Annotated in this window: 14 protein-coding genes; 5 read left to right on the forward strand and 9 right to left on the reverse strand. The window is 70.1% G+C overall.

From position 1 onward, the window contains the following. Positions 1-135: 135 nt before the first annotated feature. The 3 genes from O7614_RS19600 (at position 136) to sthA (ending at position 3,972) form a co-directional block, all read left to right on the forward strand. Entirely contained in the window at positions 136-1,335 is a 1,200-nt protein-coding gene (locus O7614_RS19600; RefSeq protein ID WP_278139917.1) for a histidine kinase, read from the forward strand. Further along, entirely contained in the window at positions 1,332-1,970 is a 639-nt protein-coding gene (locus tag O7614_RS19605; RefSeq protein WP_278139918.1) for a response regulator transcription factor, read from the forward strand. The genes O7614_RS19600 and O7614_RS19605 overlap by 4 nt, the downstream gene beginning before the upstream one ends. 598 nt (positions 1,971-2,568) lie before the next feature. Continuing rightward, on the forward strand, positions 2,569-3,972 hold the full coding sequence (gene sthA, locus O7614_RS19610) for a Si-specific NAD(P)(+) transhydrogenase (protein WP_278139919.1): 1,404 nt from the start codon (positions 2,569-2,571) through the stop codon (positions 3,970-3,972). 90 nt (positions 3,973-4,062) lie between these two features. Here sthA and O7614_RS19615 read toward each other — a convergent pair whose 3' ends face one another. The 9 genes from O7614_RS19615 to O7614_RS19655 all read right to left on the reverse strand — a co-directional run bounded on the left by O7614_RS19615 (position 4,063) and on the right by O7614_RS19655 (position 18,093). Beyond that, positions 4,063-5,379, reverse strand: a complete 1,317-nt coding sequence (locus tag O7614_RS19615) for an endo-1,4-beta-xylanase (protein ID WP_278142312.1) — start codon at positions 5,377-5,379, stop codon at positions 4,063-4,065. A gap of 112 nt (positions 5,380-5,491) precedes the next feature. Beyond that, positions 5,492-6,832, reverse strand: a complete 1,341-nt coding sequence (locus tag O7614_RS19620) for a PHB depolymerase family esterase (protein WP_278139920.1) — start codon at positions 6,830-6,832, stop codon at positions 5,492-5,494. Between the two features lie 284 nt (positions 6,833-7,116). Then, the gene (locus O7614_RS19625; protein WP_278139921.1) at positions 7,117-9,255 is read right to left on the reverse strand and encodes an alpha-glucuronidase; all 2,139 of its coding nucleotides are present in this window, start codon (positions 9,253-9,255) and stop codon (positions 7,117-7,119) included. Then, the gene (locus O7614_RS19630) at positions 9,252-11,285 is read right to left on the reverse strand and encodes a beta-galactosidase (RefSeq protein ID WP_278139922.1); all 2,034 of its coding nucleotides are present in this window, start codon (positions 11,283-11,285) and stop codon (positions 9,252-9,254) included. The genes O7614_RS19625 and O7614_RS19630 overlap by 4 nt, the downstream gene beginning before the upstream one ends. After that, positions 11,282-11,971, reverse strand: coding sequence for a DUF624 domain-containing protein (locus O7614_RS19635; RefSeq protein WP_278139923.1), 690 nt, complete (start codon positions 11,969-11,971; stop codon positions 11,282-11,284). Before O7614_RS19635 ends, O7614_RS19630 begins: the two co-directional genes overlap by 4 nt. Before the next feature lie 155 nt (positions 11,972-12,126). Beyond that, on the reverse strand, positions 12,127-13,764 hold the full coding sequence (locus tag O7614_RS19640) for an extracellular solute-binding protein (protein ID WP_278139924.1): 1,638 nt from the start codon (positions 13,762-13,764) through the stop codon (positions 12,127-12,129). A gap of 52 nt (positions 13,765-13,816) precedes the next feature. Beyond that, a complete protein-coding gene (locus O7614_RS19645) occupies positions 13,817-14,725 on the reverse strand; it encodes a carbohydrate ABC transporter permease (protein ID WP_278139925.1) in 909 nt (302 codons plus the stop codon). Next, on the reverse strand, positions 14,722-15,708 hold the full coding sequence (locus O7614_RS19650; RefSeq protein ID WP_278139926.1) for an ABC transporter permease subunit: 987 nt from the start codon (positions 15,706-15,708) through the stop codon (positions 14,722-14,724). Before O7614_RS19650 ends, O7614_RS19645 begins: the two co-directional genes overlap by 4 nt. Before the next feature lie 9 nt (positions 15,709-15,717). Then, positions 15,718-18,093 (reverse strand): glycoside hydrolase family 3 N-terminal domain-containing protein, encoded by a 2,376-nt coding sequence (locus O7614_RS19655; protein ID WP_278139927.1) that lies wholly within the window; start codon positions 18,091-18,093, stop codon positions 15,718-15,720. A 311-nt stretch (positions 18,094-18,404) separates the two neighbouring features. Here O7614_RS19655 and O7614_RS19660 point away from each other — a divergent pair, with 311 nt between their 5' ends. Both O7614_RS19660 and O7614_RS19665 read left to right on the forward strand, forming a co-directional pair. Beyond that, positions 18,405-19,442, forward strand: a complete 1,038-nt coding sequence (locus O7614_RS19660) for a LacI family DNA-binding transcriptional regulator (RefSeq protein WP_278139928.1) — start codon at positions 18,405-18,407, stop codon at positions 19,440-19,442. A gap of 20 nt (positions 19,443-19,462) precedes the next feature. Then, positions 19,463-20,461, forward strand: coding sequence for an acetylxylan esterase (locus O7614_RS19665; RefSeq protein ID WP_278139929.1), 999 nt, complete (start codon positions 19,463-19,465; stop codon positions 20,459-20,461). Positions 20,462-20,515: the final 54 nt, after the last annotated feature.

Raw genomic sequence — 20,515 nt, forward strand, 5'->3', positions numbered from 1 at the left:
TGGCTGCGATGTGACCCGGAGAGCTTCGCCACCACCGGCGGGTGGGCGCATCGGCCCGGGGCCGGGTATCGCCGGTGGCGGGTCTGTCTTTCGGCCGATCTACCACCTCCGCCCGGCTGGCTACGCTGGGTCATCATGAGCACGCCGGATCTTCGACGTTGGTGGGTACGCCTGGCGCAGGCCGCCGGACTGGTGGCCATTGGCCTGCTCGCACTGTTCGACCTGCGGTTCAGCACGTCCGTGGGGATGAGCCCGGCTGCCCTCCTGCTCGTGCTGGTGCGGATGGGGCTGGCGGTGGCGACGGTGCCGCTCTGGCTGCCGGTGCACCGGCTGGGTTCCCGTTGGCTGCCGGCGGCCGCGTTGGCGCTCGCCGCCACCTCGCTTGCCGTGACCGCGGCGATCCAGGTCGCCGCCAACAGCAGCTACCTCCTCGGCGGCAGCTGGGGGCTCGCCGAGGCGGGCGGGCTGCTCGGGGTGGTCTTCGTGGTGACCCGCTGGGGTGCGCCCCGGCTCGCACCGTGGGCGGCGGTGGCCGTCGGGCTCGCCGTCACCGCGATCCCGCTGCGTACCGGCACCGACACCGTGCTCGTGATCTTCGGTCTACTCCAGGCCCTCGCTGCGGCTGGCGCCGCCGGGGTGGGGCTCTACCTGCGGATCACAGCCGCCGGTCGGGAGCGGGCGATCGCGCTGGTCCGGGCCGAGCAGCGCGCCGAGTTCGCCCGTGATCTGCACGACTTCATCGCCCACCACGTCACCGGCATCGTGGTGCAGGCGCAGGGCGCCCGGTTCGTCGCCGAGCAGGACCCGCGCCGGGTGATCGTCGCCCTGGAGCAGATCGAACGGGCCGGCGCGGAGACGATGGCCTCGATGCGTCGGATGGTCGGCATCCTGCGTAACCCGGATGCCCCGCCGGACGCACCGCTGGCTCCACTGGCCGGGGTGACCGAGCTGGAACCGCTGCTGACCGGGTTCAACGGCGCGGCGAACGCGGCGGCACGGCTGCACGTCGACGGCGACCTGGGCGCGCTGCCGGTCGAGGTGTCGACCTCGGCGTACCGGGTGGTGATGGAGGGGCTGACCAACGCCCGCCAGCACGCGCCGGACGCCCGGTCCGTGGACGTGGCCGTGCGACGTACCCCGGACTGGTTGCTCGTCCGGGTCGCCGACGACGGCGCGTCGCCACGCACCGCGCCGGCCCGGGGGCACGGCTTCGGACTGATCGGCCTCACCGAGCGGGTACGCGCCCTCGGCGGCACGATCACCGCCGGACCAGGCGTCGCCGGCGGCTGGGTGCTCGACGCCGCGTTCCCACTGCAACCGGCGGTGGAGCGATGATCCGGGTGCTGATCGCCGATGACCAGGCCATGGTCCGGACCGGCTTCGGCATGATCATTGGCGCCCAGTCGGACATGGAGGTGGTCGGCGAGGCCGCCGACGGCGTCCAGGCCGTCGAACTGGCCCGCCGACTGCGCCCGGACGTGGTGCTGCTGGACATCCGGATGCCGCGCCTCGACGGCCTCGAGGCACTGCGACTGCTCGCCGGGCCGGGCGTCGCCGACGCGGTCCGGGTGGTCGTGGTGACGACCTTCGACCTGGACGAGTACGTGCACACCGCGCTGTCCAGCGGGGCCTGTGGTTTCCTGCTCAAGGACTCCGGGCCGGCCCTGCTCGTCGAGGCGGTCCGCGCGGCCGTCTCCGGTGACGCGCTGATCAGCCCGTCCATCACGGTACGGCTGTTGGAGCGCCTCAGCTCACCCGCTCCGGCTCACGACGACGCCGCGCTGTCCCCACGGGAACTCGAGGTGGTCAAGCTCGTCGCCCGGGGTCTGACCAACGCCGAGATCGCCGCTCGGCTCTTCATCGCCGTCGGCACGGTCAAGACCCACCTGGCCAGCGTGCAGATGAAGCTCACAGCCCGCAACCGGGTCGAGATCGCCGCCTGGGCCTGGGAACGCCGCCTCGTCGGGTAGGCCTGGCTCCGTCAGGCAGCGGCTCGCGGGCGGCGGCTCGCGGGCGGCGGCTCGCGGGCGACGGCTCGCGGGCGACGGCTCGCGGGCGGGCTGGTGTCATGTTCGTTGCCTTTGGAGCTGATGTCGTAGACGAATCAGCGGCACCGGCGGCCACCGATGTCGTAGACGATTCAGCTCCAAAGGCAACGGGCCGGCACACCATCCACCAGCCCTGAGGCGCGAATCCGCGTGCCGCGGTCGGCGTCCGACGTCCGGCAGGGCAACCTGCCGAACCTGGGTGAGCAGATATTGACGTAGACGGATTCATGGCAGTGGTGAGCGACCGGAGGCAGGGGTTCATCGTGCGTGAGCGTCGAAGTCGAGCAATCCGGTCGGAGGCTGCCGCACCAGCCGCGTGCGCCCCACCGCACCCGGCCCCATCACGGTCGTCGCCGTCGACACCACCAGCATCCGGAACGGTGTCGCTGGGAGTCGTCGTCAGCGGATCCCAGACGCCGGAGGAGGTCACGGTGAACGGTGGTTTCTGCGAGGTGGCAGACGAGTAACGCTCACGTGTGAGGTCTGGCGCGCGCCGCGACATCTTGCGACGCTAGCGAATATGTATGACTACGACCTGGTGGTGCTGGGGTCCGGTCCCAGCGGTCAGAAGGCCGCGATCGCTGCGGCCAAACTCGGCAGGCGGGTCGGCATCGTGGACCGCCGCGACATGATCGGTGGGGTGTGCATCAACACCGGCACCGTCCCGTCCAAGACGCTGCGGGAGGCCGTGCTCTACCTGACCGGCCTGAGCCAGCGGGACCTGTACGGCAGCAGTTACCGGGTCAAGGAGGACATCACCGTCAGCGACCTGGCCGCCCGGACCCAGCACGTCATCACCCGGCAGACCGACGTCATCCGCAATCAACTCGCCCGCAACCGGGTCGCGATGATCACCGGTACCGGGCGTTTCGCCGACCCGCACTCGATCTGGGTCGACGGTGGCTCCGGCCGCGAGTCCAAGGTGACCTTCGACAAGATCGTCATTGCGGCGGGCACCCGCCCGGCCCGCCCGGACAGCGTCGACTTCGACGACCGGACGATCGTGGACTCCGACGGCGTCATCAACCTCCAGGCCGTACCCCGCAGCATGGTCGTGGTCGGCGCCGGCGTGATCGGCATGGAGTACGCCTCGATGTTCGCCGCCCTCGGCACCAAGGTGACGGTGGTCGAACGCCGAGACCGGATGCTCGACTTCTGCGACGACGAGATCGTCGAGTCGCTGAAGTATCACCTCCGAGACCTGTCCGTGGCGTTCCGCTTCGGCGAGGAGGTCGCCGCCGTGGAGAAGCACCAGACCGCCGCGCTGTGCATCCTCAAGAGCGGCAAGAAGATCGTCGCGGACACCGTGATGTACTCCGCCGGTCGGCAGGGCCAGACCGACGACCTGGCACTGGAGGCGGCCGGGCTGGAGGCGGACCGGCGCGGCCGGATCGCGGTGGACGCCAACTACCGCACGGCTGTGGACAACATCTACGCCGTCGGCGACGTGATCGGCTTCCCCGCCCTCGCGTCCACCTCGATGGAGCAGGGCAGGCTGGCCGCACAGCACGCCTGCGGCGAACCGGTCCGGGAGATGCACGGCCTGCAACCGATCGGCATCTACACGATCCCGGAGATCAGCTTCGTCGGGCAGACGGAGGCGCAGCTCACCGAAGGCTCCACACCGTTCGAGGTGGGCATCGCGCGTTACCGCGAGCTGGCCCGGGGCCAGATCGTCGGCGACTCGTACGGCATGCTGAAGCTGCTTGTCTCCCCCGAGGACGGCCGGCTGCTCGGGGTGCACGTGTTCGGCACCGCCGCCACCGAGATCGTCCACATCGGGCAGGCGGTGATGGGCTGCGGCGGCACGATCGACTACCTGATCGACGCGGTGTTCAACTATCCGACGCTGGCCGAGGCGTACAAGGTCGCCGCCCTGGACGCATCCAACAAGATCCGCAACATCACCCGGATCGACGGCTAGCCAGGCGGGATGACGCAGACGCCTTGATCACCCAGCGCAGAGGTGGGCCGGTGCGGGGGCGGGACCCCCTCCGCACCGGCCCACCGGGTTCTAGCCTGCGGAGCAGGTGGGGCTGAGGCTGCCGGCGGTGCCGTTGGCCTGGAAGCCGAACTCGGTGGATTGTCCGGCGCCGACCTGGCCGTTGTACGACACGTTGCGCCAGTTCGTGGTGCCGGTGTTACCACTGCGGTCGGCGCTCCACGCGTTGGTGACCGTCGCGCCCGACGGCAGTGCGATCGTCACCGTCCAGCCGTTGAGGGCCGACGAGCCGGCGGTCACCCGCACGTTCGCCACGAAACCACCGGTCCACTGGTTCACCGACACCGTCGCGGTGCAGCCACCAGGGCCCGGAGGCGGGGTGGTCGGCGGGTCGGTCGGCGGGTCGGTGGGCGGTGGCGTGGTAGTGGGCGGCGGGTCGGTGGGCGTGGTGCCGTTGTTCAGCGCGGCGAGGACCGCGTCGTACGCCGGCTTCTTCGAGCCGTTGCTGTTGAACAGCAACGGGGTCTGGTTGGAACGCCACGAGTCACTGTCCCGGATGCCCCACACCGTGATCCCGGTGCAGCGGGAGACGGCGAGGCAGTCCTCCACGACGCTGCGGTACGTGTTCGGCGACGCGCCCTGGATGTCCAGCTCGGTGATCTGCACGTCCACACCGAGCGCGGCGAAGCTGGACAGGGTGGTGCGGTAGTTGCTGACGTACGGGGAGTCGTTGTTGAAGTGCGACTGGAACCCGACGCAGTCGATCGGCACACCACGCGACTTGAAGTCCCGCACCATGTTGTAGACGCCCTGCGTCTTGGCGTGGGTCCAGTTGTCGGTGTTGTAGTCGTTGTAGCAGAGCTTCGCGCCCGGGTCCGCGGCCCGCGCGGCGCGGAACGCCGCCTCGATCCAGTCGTTGCCGGTGCGCTGCAGGTTGGAGTCGCGGCGGCCGCCGGAGCTGCCGTCGGCGAACGCCTCGTTCACCACGTCCCACGCGACGACCTGACCACGGAAGTGGGTGGCCACCTGCGTGACGTGGTTGAGCATCGCCGAGCGCAGCGCGCTACCGCTCATGCTCTCCATCCACCCCGGCTGCTGCGAGTGCCAGGCGAGGGTGTGACCCCGCACGCTCATACCCCGACTGCGGGCGTGGCTGACGATCCGGTCCGCGTCGGTGAAGCTGAACCGGCCCTGCTGCGGCTCGGTCGCGTTCATCTTCATCTCGTTCTCGGGCGTCACCGAGTTGAACTCGCGGTTCAAAATCGTCGTGTACGCCGAGTCGGACAGCTTGTACGCCGCCACCGCCGCGCCGAAGTACCGACCCTTCTCGGCGGCGGACGCGCCCAGGGTCGTCCCGGCGGCGGCCGGCGCCGTCATGAACAGCGCCATGCCGGCGGCGAGGGCGCCCACCCCGGCCAGTGCTACCGCGGCTCTCGATGCCGCCTTCCATCTGGTTCTTCTCATCTTTTCGACTCCTTCTGGTGGTGGGTGGGAAGGAAAATCAGGACACCGAACAGGCGGCACCGTTGAGGGCGAACGAGGACGGTTTACCGGTGCCACCCTCGTGCGTGGCCTGGAAACCGATCTCGACCGACGAGTTCGGGGCGATGGTGGAGTTGTAGGAGACGTTGCGGGCGGTCACCGCTCCGCTCGTCGGGGCGTACTGCGCGTTCCAGCCGCTGGTGATGCGCTGTCCGGTGGGCAGCGTGAAGGTCAACGCCCACCCGTTCACGGCTGCGGAACCGGTGTTGGTGATGGTCACGCTCGCGGTGAGACCGGTGTTCCAGGCGTTGACCGTGTAGCCGACCCGGCACGCACCCTCGGACGGCGGAGGGGTGGTCGGGGGCGGGGTCGTCGGGGGCGGGGTCGTCGGGGGCGGGGTCGTCGGGGGCGGCGTGGTGGGCGGTGGAGTCGTCGGCGGCGTGCTTCCGTCCAGGCCGAAGAAGCGGATCACCTGCGCAGCGTCGACCGGGATGTTGTGCGTGACGCCCTGCATGCTGATCGCCTCGACCGGCGCCATCGGGCCGCTGCTGCCGTACCTGGTGCGGGTGTAGCCGGACTGCGGGGAGTCGGTGTACGTCGGGGTCTGGCTCAGCCCGTGCACGTTGGTCCACTGCTTGATCTGCTCACCGAAGTTCGGGTACCGCAGCGTCTCGTCGTTGGTGCCGTGCCAGATCTGCATCCGGGGCCGTTGGCCGCTGTAGCCCGGGTACGCCTCGCGGACCAGGTCACCCCACTGCTGCGCGGTCCTGATGAGCTGCCCGTTCGCGCACTGGCTGTTCCATTCGGAGGTGCCGCCGGTGGCGAAGCAGGCGAACGGCACCCCGGCGAAGGACGCGCCGGCCGCGAACACGTCCGGGTAGACGCCCAGCATGACGTTTGTCATCATCGCCCCGGACGAGGTGCCGGTCGCGAAGATCCGCGCGGGATCGGCCGAGTAACGCTGCTTCACGTAGTCGACCATCGACATGAGCCCGACCGGGTCGCTGCCGCCGCCACGGCGTAGCGCCTGGGGCGAGTACACGTCCCAGCACCTGCTGCTGCGCGTTGCCGACGGATAGATCACGATGAACCCGTACCGGTCCGCGAGGGACGCGTACTGGGTGCCGGAGTGGAACGCCGGCCCCGTGCCGGTGCAGTAGTGCATGGCCAGGAGGATCGCCGGCCGGGACGCGACCCGGTCCGGGACGTAGAGGTGCATCTGCAGGTTGGTGGGGTTGGTGCCGAAGTTGGTCACCTGCGTCAGCGTCGCCGCCGACGCCGGTGCGGCGAACGTCAACGCGGCGGCGGCCAGCGTCACGGCCGCCATGACGACGCCAAGCATCCGGGTCTTCAGTGTCATCGTCGCGATCCCTTGCGAAAAAGGCGCGTGGAAGGGGACTTAAGTCGAGGACTGCCCTTCGCCCGACCTTGACCGCGGCTCGCGTGACCATGTCAGCTTCGATCGAGCCGCCTCGATTGTCAAGACTTCCGGAAACCTTTCGCCGCAACGGTTTCCGGGGCCACCTGCCCACCAGTTGGCGTCGGCGGGGACCACCGCCGGCGACTGCTCGGGTGCAGTTTCCGGCAAGTTCTCGGAACGTGCCGGACGTCCGGCGGGAGACCTGGTCGGCCTCCCCGTCCCGATCAGTAGATGTCCCGTCCCCGCTCGTCGGGCACTCCGGACTTGCGGTAGAAGTACGTGTTGACCTGGTCGCGCCACTCGGTGGCACACCGCACCTGCTCGTCGAGCCGATCGGCCACCCGCTCGTACACCGCCGGGTCGATCATCCCGTTCAGCGCCCGCCACCGACGCCGCATCACCGTCACCTCCTCGACACCGGCGAAGTGGGTGTCGTAGATGTGCTGGATCACTGTCGACCCGCTGTGCAGGACGTGCCCGTACGGCACGTGGTGGAAGAAGAGCAGCAGCTCGTCCGGGCAGGTCTCCGGCGACTCGTACACCTGCGCCCAGTAGGGCGGGTACTGACCGGTGAACCCGGTGCCCGACGCGCGGGTGCGGTCCACGCCCACCCCGTCGCGGTCGGCGAAGTGGTAGGTGCCCCACCGCGTGTACTCGTACCCGTCGACGCCGGGGCCGTAGTGGTCACCGGGGTTGACCATGAAGCCGACGCCCAGCGGGGCGGTGTACCGCTCGTAGGTGCGCCACGAGTCGTCCATGATCTCGTGCAGCGTCCGCCGCACCAGGTCCGGGTCGGCGGTCGCCGACGGCGGGAAGGTCAGCGTGATCCACTCGTCGAGGACCGCGGTGGGGTCCCGCCGGGGGTCCCACGCCAGCCGGCCGAACGTGTACAGGTTGGCCTGCGCCAACGGATGCCCGGTCCAGAAGATGTCGTCGCCCACGTTGGCGACCGCGACCAGACCGCCGCCCGCGCCCGCCTCGCCCGCCGCCACGTCGGCCACCGTTCGCCCGTCCGGACCCCACGGCGCGAACCGCAACACCTCACCCCACCACGGACCGAGGTGGCAGACGTGCCGCTGCTGGCCGGTGTACTCCTGGGTGACCTGCAACTCCACCGCGATCCGGGTGGCCGGCATCGCCGCGATCACCGGGGAGACCGGTTCCCGCGTCTGGAAGTCCACCGGACCGAACTTCACCTGCACGACCACGTTGGTACGGAAGCGGCCGTCGAGCGGGGCGAAGTGGTCGTACGCGGCGCGCGCCCGGTCGGTCGACCGGTCCCGCCAGTCCTGGTGGTGGTTGTAGACGAACGCCCGCCAGTGCACCACTCCCCCGAGCGGGGCCAGCGCTTCGGCCAGCACGTTCGCCCCGTCGGCGTGGTCACGCCCGTAGGTGAACGGGCCGGGTTGACCCTCCGAGTCGGCCTTCACCAGGTAGCCGCCGAAGTCGGGGATGCGGTCGTACACGGCGCGGGTGGTCGCGGCCCACCAGGCCCGCACCCCCTCGTCCAGGGGATCGGCGGTGGACAGGCCACCGAGGACCACCGGCGCGGCGAAGGTGACCGACAGGTGCACCCGGATGTGGTACGGACGCAGCACGTCCGCGATCTCGGCGACGTCGCCGAGCCGGTCGGTGAGCAGCAGCGCCTCGGTCCGGGCGACGTTGACGTTGTTCACCGAGATCGCGTTGACACCGCTCGCCGCCAGCAGGCGTGCGTACTCCCGGATCCGGGCCAGGTCACCGCGCGGTCGGCCGTCCTGCCAGAAGATCGAGCCGCCCGCGTACCCCCGTTCGACCTGGCCCATCACCGGGTGGACGGCCACGTTGTCCCAGTGGTTCAGCATCCGCCGACGCAGCGCCGGCCGGTGCCGCTCCGGCGGGCGCTCGGCGTCGAAGGCCGCCGCACAGAGGCGCACCACGTGGAACAGGCCGTACAGCAGGCCGGCGGGCGCGTCGGCCAGCACCACTGTCACGTCGCCGTCGCGGGCCAGCAGGAATCCCTCGTCGCCGAGCGACTCCCCGTCGCCGATCTCGGCCAGCGCCGCCTCCCCCGCCGACCGCGCCGCCCGCACCGCCGAGTTGGGCAGCTCGTCGGCGCCGCGCAGGGCGAACACCAGGTCGACGTCGACGTCCCAGGAGGGGGAATGCCATACCCGCCCTCCGTAGCGTGCGCAGGCACGCGAAACCTCGTTCAGCACGGTGTCGACGAGCAACCCGTCACCGTGGACGAGGACACGCCGCGCGCCGAGCGCCCGGAACGCCTCCGGCGGCAGCCAGGCCGCGTGGACGCGTGTTGCGTTGGTCTCCATCGGATCGTCGACGAACATCAGCTGCTCCAGGTGGACCGACTCGTCGGCGTTCACCGGTCCTCCTTCAGCACGACGACGCCGTACGCCGGTAGGCGCACAGTTGAGCCGGTCCAGATCCGGTCGCCGGTGAGCAGGTCGACGCCACTGCTCCGGGCGGTCACCTCGACCGGCTCAGCCCGGTGGTTGAGCAGGAACAGCAGTCGCGACCCGTCCGGCGCGACCCGGACGGCGGACTCCAGGTCCGGGACGTCCGGGTAGGGCCCGAGCACGTCGTGCCGGGCGAGCACCCGGCGGACCACCCAGGAGACCCCGGCCTGTTCCAGACCGGCTGCCACGTACCAGCCGTCGCCGGCACCGAAGGAGTTGCGGGTCACCGCCGGTGTGCCCGCGTAGAAGTCGGCCTGGTAGGTGCCGACCACCTGCGCACCCTGCGGAATCACCAGCTCGAACAGCAGCCGCGCCTCGACGTCGACCTGGTCGGCGCCGGCGCCGAGGCGGACCGGGTTGACCACCCCCGGCCCCCGTGCGTCCCACTCGTCGACCCGGACACCCATCAGCTGCCCGAGCGGTCCCGGCACGTCCATCAGGAAGGCCTGGTCGTTCTCGTCCACCCGACCCGACAGGAAGGTGGTCAGGACCGACCCGCCGCGCGCCGCCACGTCCTCCAGGCGCTGCGCCAGGTCGCCCTTGAGCATGTGCAGCGCCGGCGCGACGACCACGTCGTAGCCGGACAGGTCGGCGGTCACCGCGACGACGTCCAGGTCCACCCCGGCGTCCCAGAGCGCCCGGTGGTACGCGAGCACCACCTGTTGGTAGCGGACCAGCCGGGACGGGCCGTCGGAGATCTCCAACGCCCACCAGCTGTCCCAGTCGAAGAGCAGCGCCACCCGGGCCGGCGTCCGCGCGCCCAACGACGCCGGGCCGAGGCGGTCCAGCTCGGCACCCAGCTCGGCGACCTCCCGGAACACCCGGGTGTCGGAGCGGCCGGCATGGCCGATGACCGCGCCGTGGTACTTCTCGCTGGCACCCCGGGAGGCGCGCAGCTGGAAGAACAGCACCGCGTCGGCACCGTGCGCCACCGCCTGCCAACTCCACAACCGCATCAGGCCGGGCCGCTTCAACGGGTTGACGTCCCGGCACGCGGTCGCGCCCGGGGACTGTTCCATCAACCAGAACGGCTGGCCGTCCTTGAGCCCTCGCATCAGGTCGTGGGTCAGCGCCATCCGAGCGGCGGACTCGTCGTCCGGCGGGTAGTTGTCCCAGGAGGCGAAGTCCAGATGGGCGGCCCAGCGGTGGTAGTCGATCGGCCGGTACATGCCCATGAAGTTCGTGGTGACCGGCAGCGTCGGGCTGGACTCACGGATGGCGGCCTTCTCGTCGCGGAAGTTGGTCAGCATGGCGTCGGAGGTGAACCGTAGGTAGTCCAGGGTGATGCCCTGGAACGCGGTGTGCTCCGGGCCGCGCCAGTGCTCGGTCAGCGCCGACGGCGGCTCGATCTCGTCCCAGTCGGTGAACGTGTGCGACCAGAACGTGGTGTACCAGGCCGCGTTCAGGTCGTCGAGGCTGCCGTAGCGGGTGCGCAACCAGTCGCGGAAGGCTGCCGCGCAGAGGTCGCAGTAGCAGGCGCCGCCGTACTCGTTGCCGACGTGCCAGGCGAGCACCGCCGGCGTGTCGGCGTAGCGGCGGGCGACCCGGCGGGCCAGCTCGACGGAGAGCCGGTGGTGGACCGGGGAGCTGGGGCAGGCGTTGTGCCGCTGGCCGAACCGGTGCTTGCGACCCTCGAAGTCGGTGCGGGTCACCTCCGGGTACGCCTTCGCCAGCCACGCCGGGTGGGCGCCGGTGCCGGTCGCCAGGCAGATCCCGCGCCCCTCGGCCGCAGCTCGCTCCACGACCCGGTCCAGCAGCGAGAAGTCGTAGACGTCCTCGGCGGGCTGGGTGAGCGCCCAGTCGAACACGCCGAGGGTGACCAGGTCGATCCGGGCGCTGTCGAAGAGACGGTGGTCCTGCTTCCACACGTCCTCGGGCCACTGCTCCGGGTTGTAGTCGCCTCCGAAGGGCACCTTGGCGGTGACGGGCAGGCTCATGCGGCGAACTCCTTCCGGATCAGGTCGACCATCGGGTCACCGACGCGTAGCAGCGCCAGGACCGCGACCGAGCCGAGCATCGCCAGCACCGCCTCGGAGAAGACCGCGGTGACGCCGGTCGCCGCCGCCAGCAGCAGCGCGGTGCCGACCGTGACACCGGGGGTACGCACGAGGAAGTGCACGGCCAGCCGGAGCACGTCACGGGTACGGAAGTCGAACAGTGAGGTGATCACCAGGGCGTTGGTCGCGCAGAGGGTCACCCCCACGGCGAGCAGCAGCAGCGGCACCGTCCACCAGCCGGCGAGGCCGACCGCGTCGCGGTAGGCGAGGTTCATGCCGAGCACGGTCAGCCACAGCAGCGTCGGCACGCAGACGCGCAGGACGCCGGCCACGTTCGCCCGGTAACCGCGCCAGAACAGGGCGGCGGGGCGCAGGTCGGTGAGGTCGGTTCGTTGGTGACGCAGGGCGTACAGGGCGGCGGAGACCGCCGGGCCGACCGGCACCAGGAACAGCGCGGCCAGCGGCAGGTTGCTTGGGTCGCGGCCCAGCACCAGCAGCGGGAGCAGGCCGGGCAGAGTGGTGAGGAGCAGCAGCAGCTCGACCACGAGCAGGATGTAGACGCGTGAGGTGATCCGCGACAGTGGTCCGTCGCCGAACTGCCGCCAGGTCTGTGCCGCGCCGCTCACGGTCGCTCCTTCCGGTCGGAGACGGTGGTGCGCATCGCTGTCCTCGGGTCGTCCTGCCGGAGGGCGGGCGGGTCGCGCGCGTCGCACCGGCTGGTGATCGCCGGCGAGTCCGGTCGGGTGGGTGGGACGGACCACCCGACCGGACTCCCCACTGATCAGCCGTTCTTCTTCTGGAACCGCTCGTAGGCCTTGTTGACCAGGTCGATGTACTGCTCGGAGTTCTTGGCCTTCAGCTCGGCCACGTACGCGTCCCACTCGGTGAGGGGACGCTGGCCGAGGGCGAACTTCAGCGTGTTCTGGGTGACGAAGTCCTTCAGCGGGGTCTCCCAGAGCGACACCTGCTCGCGTTCCTCATCGGTGAACGGGCGCGGCGGAGGGACCTCCCTCGGCTTGCGGGCGTCCATCACCTTCTGGAACTCCAACTCCTCCGGGGAGAAGAACCCACGCACCAGGTCGGGGCTGCCGCCGTAGGCGAAGACCCCGTTCTGGAAGCCGAAGTCCTTCTGCAGGTGCTTGGGCGCCTTCGGGTTGAGCCCCAGGAAGTCGACGTCGGGGATGAGCGAGCGCTTGCCGGACGCGTCCTTGGTGAAGGTGGTGCCCTCGACACCCCAGCGGGCGAACTCCAGGCCGGCGTCCGAATACCACAACCAGTCGATGAACTGCATCATGGCCACGAAGTTCTTGCTCTCCCGGGCCTTCGAGGAGATCATGATGCCGTTCTCCAACCGGGGGAAGGGATTGACCTCGCCGGTGGGGCCCATCGGCAGCGGGATCTTGGCCATCCTGGCGTTCGGCAGGGTCTTGGCCAGGTCGGGCCGGTGGTTGTTGACGAGCGTCTGTGCGTTGCCGGTGACCACGAAGGACTTGCCGTTGGCGAGCTTCTGGCGTGCCTGGTCGTCGGTCTGGGTGAAGCTCTCCGGGTCGAGCAGGCCCTCGGCGACAAGCTTGTGCAGGTAGGTGACCACCTGCTTGTACTGCTCGGAGGAGCCGGTGTAGGTGAACTTCTTCGCCGTCGGGTCCCAGGTGGCGTGCTGGAAGTCCCAGCCCGCGTAGGTGCCGTGGGACGAACCGAGAATCCCCAGCAGGGCGCCGGTCGGGTTGGGCTTGCTGAAGAGGTCGGAGTACGGGTAGACGTTCGGGTACTTCGCCTTCATCGCCTTGAGCACCGTGTACAGGTCGTCCCAGGTCTTCGGGGTCGGGAGGTTGAGCTCCTGCATGATGTCGGTGCGCACCAGCACCGTGTAGTCCTGCGTGGGCTTCTCGTGCAGCCCGGGCAGCAGGTAGAACTTACCGTCGGCCTGCCGCAGGTTGTCGATCTCCGGCTTGAGGTTCCACTTGGTGATCTTTTCCTTGAGGTTGGGCATCAGATCCAGGTAGTCGCTCACCGGGAGGATGGCCCCGGAGGACACGAACGCATCCTCCTGCGGGTGGTACGTCTTCGGGATGATCAGCGGGGCGTCCCCGGCGCCGATCAGCAGGCTGCGTTTCTGCTCGTAGTCACTGAGCGGGACCGCCACCGGATCGATCGTGACGTTGGTCCGCTTGGTCAACTCGGACCAGAACAGCCAGTCCTCCTTGAGCGGATAGAACGTGTGGTTGTTGTAGAGGGTGGAGAAGGAGAGCGCCTCGGTGGCCTTGAACTGGTCGCCGACGCCGTAGTTGGCCATCGCGCCGACCCGGTTCTCCGAGAGGTCCTTCGACTCGCCGGGGTCCTCGGAACAGGCGGTGGTGAGGGTGAGCGCGAGCAGACCCGCGGTGGCTACCGCCACGCGGCGCCACGTCTTGTGGAGCATGGCTCGTCCTTTCGGTGGTGGGGTTTCGGTGGAAGCGGTGCGATGGTCGACGTCACCCCTTGACGGCGCCGAGCATCACGCCGCGGACGAAGTACCGCTGGACGAAGGGGTAGACCGCCAGGATGGGCAGGGTGGTGAGCACGATCGTCACGGCCTGGAGGGTGGCCGCGGCCTGGACCTTGTCGGCGTCGGCGGCGGCCGACTCGGCGCTCGTGGCGCCCGCGATGAGATTGCGCAGGTAGACGGTCACCGGGAGCAGGTCCTGCTCGTCCATGTAGAGGAACGCGGTGAACCACGAGTTCCAGAAGGAGACCGCGTAGAAGAGCACCATCGTCGCGATGATCGCCTTCGACAGCGGCAGCACGATGCGCAGCAGGATGCCGTACGTGTTCAGCCCGTCGACCGCCGCCGCCTCCTCCAGCTCGGTCGGCAGGCTCTCGAAGAACGCCTTCATGACCAGCAGGTTGAACACACTGATGGCGTTGGGGATCACCACGGCCCAGATGGTGTTCTTCATCCCCAGGCTGGTGACCAGCACGTAGTTGGGGATCAGACCGCCGGAGAAGAACATGGTGAACAGCGCGACACCGACCAGCAGGCCGCGCCCCTTGAGCTGGGGCTTCGACAACACGTACGCGTAGCAGGTGGTCAGCACGATGGAGATGAGCGTGGCGACGACCGTGTAGACCACCGTGTTGCGGTAGTTCGTCCAGAACAGCCCGTCGGACATCAACAGCTCGTACGCGGTCAGGTCGAACCCGCGCGGGACGATGGTCACCTTCCCGGCGAGGATGTACGCCTCTTCGCTGAGCGAGCGGGCCACGATGTTGAGGAACGGGTACAGCGTCACGAACACGACGCCCAACAGGACGATCGTGTTGACGATTCGGAAGATCCGGTAACCCCGGCTGTCGTCCGGGCCGCGCGTCTTCGGGGCGTCGCGCTTCGCGCCGAGAATCACCACAGGCTCGTCCCCAGTGTGCGACGGGAGATGACGTTCGCCGACAGGACCAGGGTCAGCCCGATCACCGCCTCGAAGAGCCCGATCGCGGCGGCGTAGCTGAAGTTGCTGGACTGGAAGCCCATCCGGAACAGGTAGGTGGAGACCACGTCCGCGGTCGGGTAGGTCAGCGGGTTGTAGAGCAGCAGGATCTTCTCGAACCCGACCGCCAGGAAGCTGCCGATGTTGAGGATCAGCAGCGTCATCATGGTGGGCCGGATGCCGGGCAGGGTGACGTGCCAGGTCTGCCGCAGCCGACTGGCGCCGTCGAGCCGGGCGGCCTCGTACAGGTCCTCGTCGATGGTGGTGAGGGCGGCGAGGTAGAGGATCGTCCCCCATCCGACGGTCTGCCAGACCTCCGACGAGACGTAGATGGTGCGGAACCACTCCGGTTTCTGCAGGAACGCCACCGATTCGCCGCCGAACAGCTCGACGATCTGGTTGGCCGTACCGCCGACCGAGGTGAACTGCGCGATCATCGCCGCCACGATCACGATCGACAGGAAGTGCGGCAGGTACGACACCGACTGCACGAACCGCTTGAAACGGCGGGCACGTACCTCGTTGAGCAGCAGCGCCAGCACGATCGGCAGTGGAAAGCAGAACAGCAGGGTCAGCGCCCCGAGCACCAGCGTGTTGGTGAACACCTCCCAGAACGTCGGGTCGCTGAGGAACATCCGGAAGTACCGGAGCCCGACCCAGTACTCACCGAAGATGCTGCCGCCCGGCTTGAAACGCCGGAAGGCGATGATGTTCCCGAGCATCGGCAGGTACCGGAAGATCAGGAAGAACAGCAGGGGCAGGACCGCCAGCGAGTAGAGCTGCCAGTCCCGGCGCAGCGCCTGCCGCCAGGTCCGGCCGCGTCGCGGCGATTGGGGTGCCGGGCTGGCGACCGCGGGCGAGCGCGGCGGCGCCGGCGGGGGTGGCCGCAACGTGGACGTCACAGCGGCCTCCTACACGGACTGCGGAACGGCCACCAGGGGCTCGATCCGCACCGACGTGAACAGTTCCCGCTGGTAGCCGACCTGGCGCTCGGGGCCGGTCAACCGCAGCGGCAGGCTCGCCGCCACGTCGCCGCTGGACCGCCCGAACCGCAGTTCGACGTCGCCCGGCTCGACGATGCGCCGGCCGGAGAGCCCGGTGAACGACGCGACGTCGGCCGGCACCCCGAACGTCACGTGCGCCGATTCCCCGGGCGCCAACGGCAGGCGGGCGTAGCCGACCAGCCGGACCACCGGACGGGTGACCTGTGCGACCGGATCGTGCAGATAGAGCTGCACCACCTCGGTGCCGGCCCGGTCACCGGTGTTGGCGACGGTGATCCGCACCCGTACCTCGCCGTCGACCGGCCAGACCGCCGGCTCGCCCCACGTCTCGTCCGCCGCCTCGACGATCCGGGCGTCGGACCATTCGAAGGTGGTGTAGCTCAACCCGTGGCCGAACGGGTAGCTCGGCGTCGGGTCGATCGAGGAGACCTTGTTGCGCCGACCGAGCGGCGGCGTCAGGTAGGTGCTCGGCATCCCACCCGCGTCGCGGGGCACACTGACCGGCAACCGCCCGGACGGGTTGACCGCGCCGGTGAGCACCTCGGCGAGCGCCTGCCCACCGAGCTGGCCGAGGAAGAACGCCTGCACCACGCCCGCGGCGGCGTCGAACTCCGGGCCGAGCGCGTAGGGGCGGCCGGTCATCAGTACCAGGACGACCGGGGTGCCGGTGGCGAGGACAGCCCGCACCAGGTCGGCCTGCACACCGGGAAGCCGCAGATCGGCGGCATCGCAGCCCTCGCCGGACGTGCCCCGCCCGAACATTCCCGCCCGGTCGCCGACGGCGAGCACGCACACGTCGGCGCCGGCCGCCGCGGCGACCGCGGCCGGGATGCCGGAGGTGTCCCCGCCGGTGATGGCGCAGCCGGGCTCGTGGGTGAGCAGCGGGACGCGTCGGGCCAACTCGTCACGCAACGAGGGGATGTCCAGGCCGAGCCCGAACTCGCTGTGGTTGACGCCCACGTGGTTGGGGAACGAGTAGCAGCCGAGCATGGCCATCGGATCGTCGGCGAGCGGACCGACCAGGGCCACCCGGCTGCCGGCGGCCAGCGGAAGGACACCGGTGTTGCGCAGCAGGACCACGGCTTCCCGGGCGAGGCGCACGGCGACGTCCTGGCTGATCTCGTCGTCGAAGCGCAGGGACGCCACGTCGTCGGGCAGTTCCTGCCAGCCCTCGTCGAGCAGACCCAGCTCGATCTTCTGGATCAGCACCCGGCGCAGCGCGCAGTCGATCAGCGCCTCGTCGACCTCGCCGCGACGCACCGCCTCCACCAGCGGCGCACCGAAGGCGTCCACAGTGGGTAACTCGACGTCGATGCCGGCTCGCAGGGCGAGCCGGGCGGCGTCGGCGGCGCCGCCTGCGACACCGTGCAGGGTCTCCAGGAAGCGAACGGAGAAGTAGTCGGCGACCACGGTGCCGGTGAAGCCCCACTCGTCGCGCAGCAGCCCGGTCAGCAGTCCGGGGTCGGCGGCGACGGGCAGACCGTCGATCTCCGCGTAGGAGTTCATCACCGAGCGGGCACCACCGTGGCGCAGCGCCATCTCGAACGGCGGCAGGATGACGTCGGCCAACTCCCGGGGGCCCATCGGCACCGGAGCGAGGTTGCGTCCGCCACGGGAGGCCGAGTAGCCGGCGAAGTGTTTGAGCGTGGCCACCACACCGGCCCGCTCCAGGCCCCGCACGTACGCGGTACCGGTCGTCCCCACCAGGTAGGGGTCCTCGCCGATCGTCTCCTCGGTGCGGCCCCAGCGGTAGTCGCGGGTGACGTCCAGGACCGGGGCGAGGCCCTGGTGCACACCGGCGGCGCGCATGGAGCGCCCGATCCGGTCGGCCATCGCCTCGACCAGTTCCGGGTCGAAGGACGCGCCCCAGCTCAGCGGCGTCGGGTAGACGGTGGCTCGCCACGCCGCGAACCCGGTGAGGCATTCCTCGTGCACCTGCGCAGGGATGCCGAACCGGCTGGCGGCGACGATCTGTGCCTGCGAGGCGGCCAGCGACCGGGCGCCCAGCACGGGATCGACCGGCGCGGTGCCGAACGGGCGGGTGAGCTGGCCCAACCCGTACCGGATGACACTGTTCCACTGCGGCGTCTCGCTGATCATGTCGGACTGGTGAGGCGCCACGCCCTCGCCGGTGGCGTCGGCGCCGACCCAGACCCCGACGAGCTGCGCGATTTTCTCCTCGAGCGACATCATCGGCACGAGCGCCTCGGCCCGCTCTGTCGGCGAGAGGCGCGAATCGCGCCACGGCGCGGCGTCGCTGTCGCCGGGCAACTGACTTCTCATGCCAAGACCCCTCAGCTCCGGCTACCTCCCCTCGCGGAGCCAGGTTCGTAGCCGACGTTTCCCACGATCCGAAACTTTCCGGAACCCCGCGCAACCTTTTCGGCAACCTAAGTGCCGCATCGATGAGTGTCAAGGGCTTGCCTGGACCCGCGGCGATCATCGCCGGCAGGCCGTGACTCATTCCGAGCGCACCGCCCGCCCACGAGCCGGAGGCGAGTTGGGTACGGTCCACACGGTGTCAGCATCGACTGGCGGGAATGGCTGATCGTGTTAGGGTCTGCCGAAACTTTCGGATGTTTCGTGAGGCTGCGATGACGGAGCACCGCCCACTCGACCCACCCGCCTCCACCACCATCGCGACCATCGCCAACGACGTCGGCGTCTCGGTCGCGACGGTGTCCAAGGTCCTCAACGGACGCGGCGATGTCGCTCCCGGCACCAGAGCCCGGGTGGAGGCGAGCCTCGACCGCCACCAGTACCAGCGCCGCGCCCGGCGGCCCTCGACCGGCAGCGGGCGCATCGAACTCGTGTTCCACGAGTTCGACACCGGATGGGCGATGGAGATCCTGCGCGGCGTGGAGGCGGCGACGACCGCGGCCGGCGTCGGGTTGTCGGTCGCCCAACTCGACGGCGCGCACCGCCCGCCGGCCCGATGGTTGGAGGCGCTGCTGGCCGACCGACCGCTGGGTGTGGTGTTCGTCCTCTCCCACCTGGCCGAGGCCCAACAGCAGCACCTGCGGCGCCAGGGCATCCCGTTCGTCGTCGTCGACACCGACAGCGCGACCTCGGCCTCCGTGCCCACCGTCGGCTCGAACAACTGGAACGGCGGCCTGCTCGCCGCCCGGCACCTCCTGGACCTCGGCCACCGGAGGATCGCCGTCATCTCCGGGCCGCCCGACGTGCTGTGCAGCCGCGCCCGGGCCGCCGGCTTCCACTCGGCCCACGAGGAGGCCGGGATGGTGGTCGACCGCGAACTGGTCCGCTACGGCGGTTTCTCCGCCGGCGCCGGGCACACCCACGGGCTCCAACTACTCGGCCGACCGGACCGACCCACGGCGATCTTCGCCGGCTCGGACATCCAAGCCATGGGGGTGCTCCGGGCCGCCCGCCAGTGCGGCCTCCGAGTGCCCGAGGACCTCTCGGTGATCGGGTACGACAATCTGCCGGTCTCCGCCTGGACCGACCCGGCGCTCACCACGATCAACCAACCGTTGCGCGACATGGCCGGCATCGCCACCCAGATGCTGCTCGACCTGACCAGAGGCAACGAGCCGGCGACCAGCCGGATCGACCTGGTGACCGAGTTGGTCGTCCGGGAGAGCACCGCACCACCTGCCGACCCGCACTGACCCCGGCCCTGCGAGGACCCGTGCCCTACTCCGCCTTCACTCTCGACGAACTCCAGCGGTACGCCCCGGACGTCGCCGAGCCCGACGACTTCGACCAGTTCTGGCGGGACACGCTCGCCGAGGTGACATCCGGACCAGTGCTCGTCGACGTCCGTCGGGAGCCGACCGACCTGCTGTTGCTCGACTCCTGGGACGTCACGTTCAGCGGCTTCGGCGGCGACCCCGTGCGGGCCTGGTACACCCGCCCGGCCGGGGTTCGGGAACCGCTGCCGGCCGTGGTCGAGTACGCCGGCTACGGTCGCGGTCGCGGCCTACCGCACGAGCGGCTGACCTGGCCGGTGGCCGGGTACGCGCACCTGTTGATGGACAACCGGGGCCAGGCCGGGCAGTACGGCGCCGGGGACACCCCCGACCCGCACGGGGCACCCGGGGGGCCCTGGCCGGTCACCTGGGGCATCCTCGATCCCCGTGACTACCACTACCGCCGCCTGATCACCGACGCGGTCCGGGCGGTGGAAGCGGTCCGCGCCCTGCCCGGGGTCGACGGTGACCGGGTCAGCGTGGTCGGCAACAGTCAGGGCGGCGGCCTCGCCCTGGCGGTGGCCGGCCTCGTCGACGGCCTCGCCGCGGTGCTGACCACCGCGCCGTTCCTCTGCGACATCCGACGCGCCGTCCAGCTCACCGACGTCGGGCCGTACGGGGACATCGCCCGCTACCTGGCCGTGCACCGGGGAGCCGAGGAGGCCGTGTGGCGCTCGTTGTCCTACGTGGACGGCGTCATCTTCGGCCGGCGGGCGACGGCGCCGGCGCATTTCGGGGTCGGGCGGCGCGACACCGTCTGCCCACCGCGAACCGCCTTCGCCGCCTACAACCACTACGGCGCCGCCAACGGACGACCGGTCCCGCCGGAGCGGGAGATGCACGTGTACCCGTTCAACGGCCACGAGGGCGGCGAAGCTGTCCACGTCCGACGTCAGCTGCGCTGGATCGACTCGGTACTCCATCCAGCCCGGCGCTGACGGGCTGACCCTGCGGCCTGCCGGCGACCCGGCACCCGATCGCCGACCACGTGA

The organism is Micromonospora sp. WMMD961 (genome assembly GCF_029626145.1).
Classification (GTDB): Bacteria; Actinomycetota; Actinomycetes; order Mycobacteriales; family Micromonosporaceae; genus Micromonospora.